2 protein-coding genes are annotated in these 6,286 nt (G+C 72.5%); both read left to right on the plus strand.

Annotation, left to right across the window (positions count from 1 at the left end):
• The first annotated feature begins 38 nt into the window (after positions 1–38).
• Positions 39–6,095 (plus strand): non-ribosomal peptide synthetase, encoded by a 6,057-nt coding sequence (locus tag KME77_RS13200; protein ID WP_308250687.1) that lies wholly within the window; start codon positions 39–41, stop codon positions 6,093–6,095.
• Positions 6,092–6,286: TubC N-terminal docking domain-related protein (locus KME77_RS13205; protein WP_219466445.1), on the plus strand; the 195-nt coding region annotated here is incomplete at its 3' end. The genes KME77_RS13200 and KME77_RS13205, both read left to right, overlap by 4 nt.

The raw sequence follows: 6,286 nt of genomic DNA on the forward strand, positions 1-6,286 counted from the left end.
CCGGGGCGCCGGCGGCCCCGGCCGAGCGGGTGCCGATCGTGGACGAGACAGCCCCTTTCCCGCTCACCCCCGTGCAGCTGGCCTACTGGATCGGCCGCGCGGACGGCCAGGTCATCGGCGGCGTCGGCTGCCACGCCTACCTGGAGTTCGACGGGTTCGGCGTCGAACCGGCGAGGCTGGAGCGGGCCGTGCGCGCCCTGACCGAGCGGCACGGCATGCTGCGCGCGATCTTCCACGACGACGGCACGCAGCAGATCATGGACACCAGCCCGTGGCCGGGCCTGACCGTGCACGACCTGACGGAAGGCGGCCGGGGCGCCGCCGAGCGGCTGCGGGAGGAGCTGTCGCACCGCCGCTTCGCCGCCGCCCGCGGCGAGGTCTTCGACGTCCAGCTGTCGCTGTTGCCCGGCGGCCGCTCCCGGGTCCACTTCGAGGTGGACTTCCTGGTCGCTGACGTGCTCGGCCTGCAGATCCTGCTGAACGACCTGGCCCGCCTCTACCTCGACCCGGACCGTCCGCCCGCGCCGCTGGCCTGCTCGTTCCCCCAGTACCTCGCGGCGCGCGACGCGGAACGCTCGCAGGAGCACGCCAGGGACCGGGAGTACTGGCTCGGCCGCCTGCCCGAGCTGCCCGGCGCGCCGCAGCTGCCGCTCGCGCTCGACCCGAGCCAGGTGGAGCGCCCCCGATTCGTCCGGCGGGAGAGGTGGCTGCCCCTCGCCACGTGGCAGCGGATCCAGGAGCAGGCCCGCTCGCACGGGCTCACTCCGGCCATGGTGCTCGCCGCCGCCTACAGCGAGATCCTCGCCGCCTGGAGCGGCGAGTCCCGCTTCCTGATCAACGTGCCGCTGTTCGACCGCGACGACACCGTCCACCCTGACGTGGCCGGCATGGTGGCCGACTTCACCAACCTGATCCTGCTGGCCGCGGACCTGTCCGAGGCCGTGCCGTTCGCCGAGCGGGCCGCCGCCCTTCAGGCGCGCTTCCGCGCCGACGCCAAGCACGCCGGCTACTCCGGTGTCGAGGTGCTCCGCGATCTGGCCCGCGACGGCGAGCACACGGGAGCGCCGGTGGTCTTCGCCTGCAACCTGGGCACCGAGCTGATCGTCCCCGCCGTACGGGAGGCGCTCGGCGAGCCGGGCTGGATGATCACCCAGACGCCGCAGGTCTGGCTCGACCACCAGATCAACGAGTACGCGCACGGGCTGCACCTGGCCTGGGACGCGGTGGAGGAGCTGTTCGCGCCAGGTGTGCTGGACGCGATGTTCGACGCCCACGGCCTCCTGCTGGAGTGGCTGGCCGAGGGCGACTGGTCGGCCCCCGCCACCGTCGGGCTGCCGGTGGAGCAGCAGTTCGTCCGCGAGCAGGTCAACGACACGGCGGGCCCCATGCCCGCGGGCCTGCTGCACACCGGCTTCTTCTCCTGGGCCGCGCACCAGCCCGAGCGCGTTGCCCTGATCCGCGACGGAAGCGCCGTGACCTACGGGGAACTGGCCGATCTGGCGCTGGGGGTCGCGGGGCATTTGCGTGGGTCCGGGGTCAGGCCGGGTGACGCGGTCGGGGTGGTGCTGCCCAAGGGCGTGGACCAGGTCGTGGCGGTGCTGGGGGTGCTGGCCGCCGGCGGCGTGTACGTGCCGGTGGGCATCGATCAGCCGGCCGCGCGCCGGGAGTCGATGCTGGCCCGCGCGGGTGTGGTGACGGTGCTGACCGAGCTGCCCGAGGCGGGTGAGCGGCTGGCGGCACCGGTGGGAGTCTCGCCGGACATGTCGGCGTACGTGATCTTCACGTCGGGGTCCACAGGAGTGCCCAAGGGTGTGGAGGTGTCGCATCGGGCGGCGCTGAACACGGTGACGGACGTCAGCGAGCGGCTGGGCCTGGGATGTGGGGACCGGGTGCTGACGGTCTCGGCGCTGGACTTCGACCTGTCGGTGTTCGACGTGTTCGGCCTGCTGACGGCGGGCGGCGCGCTGGTCCTGATCGAGGAGGGGGAGCGGCGCGACGCCCAGCGGTGGGCGCAGCTGTGCGAGCGGTTCGGCGTGACGGTGTGGAACAGCGTGCCGACGCTCCTGGAGATGCTGCTGTCGGCCGTGGACCGGGTGCCGGGCGGGTTGCGGGTGGCGCTGGTGTCGGGCGACTGGGTGGGGGTGGATCTGCACGCGCGGCTGGCGGCGCAGAGCGGAGGCGGGTGCCGGTTGGTGGCGCTGGGCGGCGCGACGGAGGCGGCGATCTGGTCGAACTGGTGGGAGGTCGCGCACGTGCCGGCGCACTGGTCGTCGGTGCCGTACGGGTTCCCACTGCGCAACCAGCGTTTCCGGGTGGTGGACGACCGGGGCCGGGACTGTCCCGACTGGGTGGCGGGGGAGTTGTGGATCGGCGGAGAGGGGGTGGCGCTCGGTTATCGGGGAGATCCGGAGACCACGGCGGCCAAGTTCGTGGAGTACGCGGGGTTACGTTGGTATCGCACGGGAGACCTCGGCAGATATTGGCCCGACGGCACGCTGGAGTTCCTGGGCCGCGCCGACCACCAGGTGAAGATCCGCGGCCATCGGCTGGAGCTGGGCGAGGTCGAGGCGGCGCTTGAGAGCTGCCTGCTGGTGGATCGCGCGGTGGTCGTGGCGGTGGGTGAGCGCAAGCAGCGCCGCCTGGCCGCCTTCGTCACCCCGGCCCGGGCCGACGTGGAGCGGATCCGCTCCTTCCTGACCGATCGCCTGCCCGCGCACGCGATCCCCCCGTCGATCACCGCCATGGACGAGTTCCCGCTGACCTCCAACGGGAAGATCAACAGATCCGCCCTCGTCTCCCTCGCGGCGGACGTACCGGTGGGGCCGGCCGGTCAGGCGCCGGCCGGCGCGGCCGAGATCCTGCTCGCGGGCATCTGGGCCGAGCTGCTGGAGGTCCCCGCCGTGCACCGCGCGGACAACTTCTTCGCCCTCGGCGGTGACTCCCTGCTCGCCACCCGCATGATCGCGCGGCTGCGGTCGGCGGGGGTCGCCGACGCCAAGCTGACCCTGCTGTTCGACTCGCCGGTGCTGGCCAACTTCGCCGCGACCCTCACCCTGGACGAGGCGCTCGTGCCCGTCCCCGAGCTGAGCGCCGACCCCGAGCACCGCCATGACCCGTTCCCGCCGACCGAGGTGCAGCGCGCCTACTGGCTCGGCCGCGCCGAGCACTTCACGCTCGGCGGCGTCGGCTGCCACTTCTACACCGAGTTCGACGGCGACATCGACCTCGACCGGCTGCAGACCGCGTGGAACCTGCTGATCGAGCGGCACGAGATGCTGCGCGTGGTCTTCGACGCCGAAGGGTTCCAGCGCATCCTGCCCCAGGTGCCGCACTTCACGATCGGCCTGGCCGGCAGCGCGGAGGAGCTGCGCGAGCAGATGTCGCACCAGGTGTTCGACCCGGCCGTCTGGCCGCTGTTCGACGCGCGGGCCACGCGGCACGAGGGCCGCGTCCGGCTGGGCGTCAGCTTCGACAACATCATCATCGACGCGCTCAGCACGATGACCTTCTTCGCCGAGCTCGACCAGCTCTACCGCGACCCCGCCACCGTGCTCCCGCCCCTGGAGGTGTCGTTCCGCGACTACCTGCTCAACCTGAGCCCCGACCCCGTCGTCTTCGAGGCGGCCAAGGAGTACTGGGCCGGCCGCCTGCCCGAGCTGCCCCCCGCGCCGCGGCTGCCGCTGCGCGTCGACCCGGTCATGATCGACAAGCCTCGCTTCGTCCGCCGCGAGACCAGGGTGAAGGCCGACCGCTGGCGCCGCGTCTCCGACCTGGCCAGGAAGCACGACCTGACCGCCTCCACGGTGCTGGCGGCCGCCTTCGGCGAGATCCTGTCCGCCTGGAGCGCCCAGCCGGAGCTGACGCTGAACCTCACGCTGTTCGACCGGCGCGAGGTGCACCCCGACATCCACCGTGTCCTCGGCGACTTCACCTCGCTGATGCTCATCGGCTACCGGTCGGGATCGGACTGGCTGGAGGGCGCGCGCCGGCTGCAGGAGGAGGTGTGGCGCGGCCTGGAGCACGGCGAGGTCTCGGCCGTCTGGGTGATGCGCGAGCTGGCCAGACGGGCCGACTCGATCGAGATGACCATGCCCGTGGTGTTCACCAGCATGCTCGGCGTCGCCGACGGCACGCTCGGGCCCACCTTCGCCGAGCCGGTGTGGGGCGTGTCCCAGACGCCGCAGGTCTGGCTGGACTACCAGGTGGCCGAGGTCGACGGCGAGCTGCTCGTCCGCTGGGACGCGGTGGAGGAGCTGTTCGCGCCGGGTGTGCTGGACGCGATGTTCGACGCGCACGGGCGGCTGCTGGAGTGGCTGGCCGAGGGCGACTGGTCGGCCCCCGCCACCGTCGGGCTGCCGCTCGACCAGCTCCTCGTACGCGAGCGAGCCAACGACACCGCCGGACCCGTGCCGGACGGCACCCTGCACGAGGGGTTCTTCGCCCAGGCCGCCCGCGAGCCGCACCGGCCCGCCCTGATCTCCGATACCGGCACGCTGACGTACGGCGAACTGGCGGACCGGGCGTTGCGGGTCGCGGGGCATCTGCACGCTTCGGGGGTAGGGCCGGGTGACGCGGTCGGAGTGGTGTTGCCCAAGGGCGTGGACCAGGTGGTGGCGGTGCTGGGGGTGCTGGCCGCCGGCGGCGTGTACGTGCCGGTGGGCATCGATCAGCCGGCCGCGCGCCGGGAGTCGATGCTGGCCCGCGCGGGTGTGGCGACGGTGCTGACCGAACCGCCGGTCGGTGAGCCACTGGCGGCCCCGGCGGAGGTGTCGCCGGACATGTCGGCGTACGTGATCTTCACGTCGGGGTCCACGGGAGTGCCCAAGGGTGTGGAGGTCTCCCATCGGGCGGCGCTGAACACGGTGGCCGACGTGAACACCCGCCTGGCGGTCGGCCGCGACGATCGCGTGCTGGCGGTCTCCGCGCTCGACTTCGACCTGTCGGTCTACGACCTGTTCGGCCTGCTGTCGGCCGGCGGCGCGGTGGTGCTGATCGAGGAGGAGGAGCGGCGCGACGCCCAGCGCTGGGCGGAACTGTGCGAACGCCATGCGGTGACGATCTGGAACAGCGTGCCGACGCTCCTGGAGATGCTGCTGTCGGCCGTGGACCGGGTGCCGGGCCGCCTCCGGGCGGCGCTGGTGTCAGGCGACTGGGTCGGAGTGGATCTCCAGGCCCGGCTGACGACGCAGAGCGGTGGCCGCTGCCGGCTGGTGGCGCTCGGCGGCGCGACGGAGGCGGCGATCTGGTCGAACTGGTGGGAGGTCGCGCACGTGCCGGCGCACTGGTCGTCGGTGCCGTACGGCTTCCCGCTGCGCAACCAGCGTTTCCGGGTGGTCGACGACCGGGGCCGGGACTGCCCGGACTGGGTGGCGGGAGAGCTGTGGATCGGCGGAGAGGGAGTGGCGCTCGGCTACCGAGGTGACGCCGAGACCACGGCGGCCAAGTTCGTGCGGTACGCGGACCTGCGCTGGTACCGCACCGGAGACCTCGGCCGGTACTGGCCCGACGGCACGCTGGAGTTCCTGGGCCGCGCCGACCACCAGGTGAAGATCCGCGGCCATCGGCTGGAGCTGGGCGAGGTCGAGGCGGCACTGGAAGCCGCCCCGCAGGTCACCCGCGCGGTGGTCGTCGCGGTGGGCGAGCGCAAGCAGCGCCGCCTGGCCGCCTTCGTCACCCCGGCGCAGGCCGACGTGGAGCGGATCCGCTCCTTCCTGGCCGACCGCCTGCCCACCCACGCGATCCCCCCGTCGATCACTCCCCTCGACGAGTTCCCGCTGACCCCCAACGGAAAGATCGACAGATCCGCCCTCACCACGACGGAAGACCTTCCACCCGACGACGATCCGCCGCGGCCGGGACTGGAACGGCAGCTCGCCGAGATCTGGGCCGGACTCCTGGAGATCCCGGCACCGGGCCGCAGCCAGAGCTTCTTCACCCTGGGAGGCGACTCCCTGCTCGCCACCCGTTTCGCGGAGAGCGCCAGACGGCGGCTCGGCGTGGAGGTGACCCTGCGGCGATTCTTCGCCGCTCCCACCATCGCGGACTGCGCGCTGTCGATCAACGACAGCCACGACACGGAAGAGGGCGTGCTGTGACTCGGGGACCTGCCGTACGCGAACTGATCGCCGACATGGAGTCGGCCGGAATCAGACTGTGGGAGGAGGAAGGGCAGCTCAGGTTCCGCGCCCCCAAGGGCGCGCTGACCGAGGACCGGCGCACCGCCCTGCTCGACGCCAAACCGGAGATCATCGATCAGCTGCGCCGCGAGTCCGCGGCGCAGACCGCA

This window comes from Nonomuraea rhizosphaerae, from assembly GCF_019396405.1.
Lineage (GTDB): Bacteria > Actinomycetota > Actinomycetes > Streptosporangiales > Streptosporangiaceae > Nonomuraea > Nonomuraea rhizosphaerae.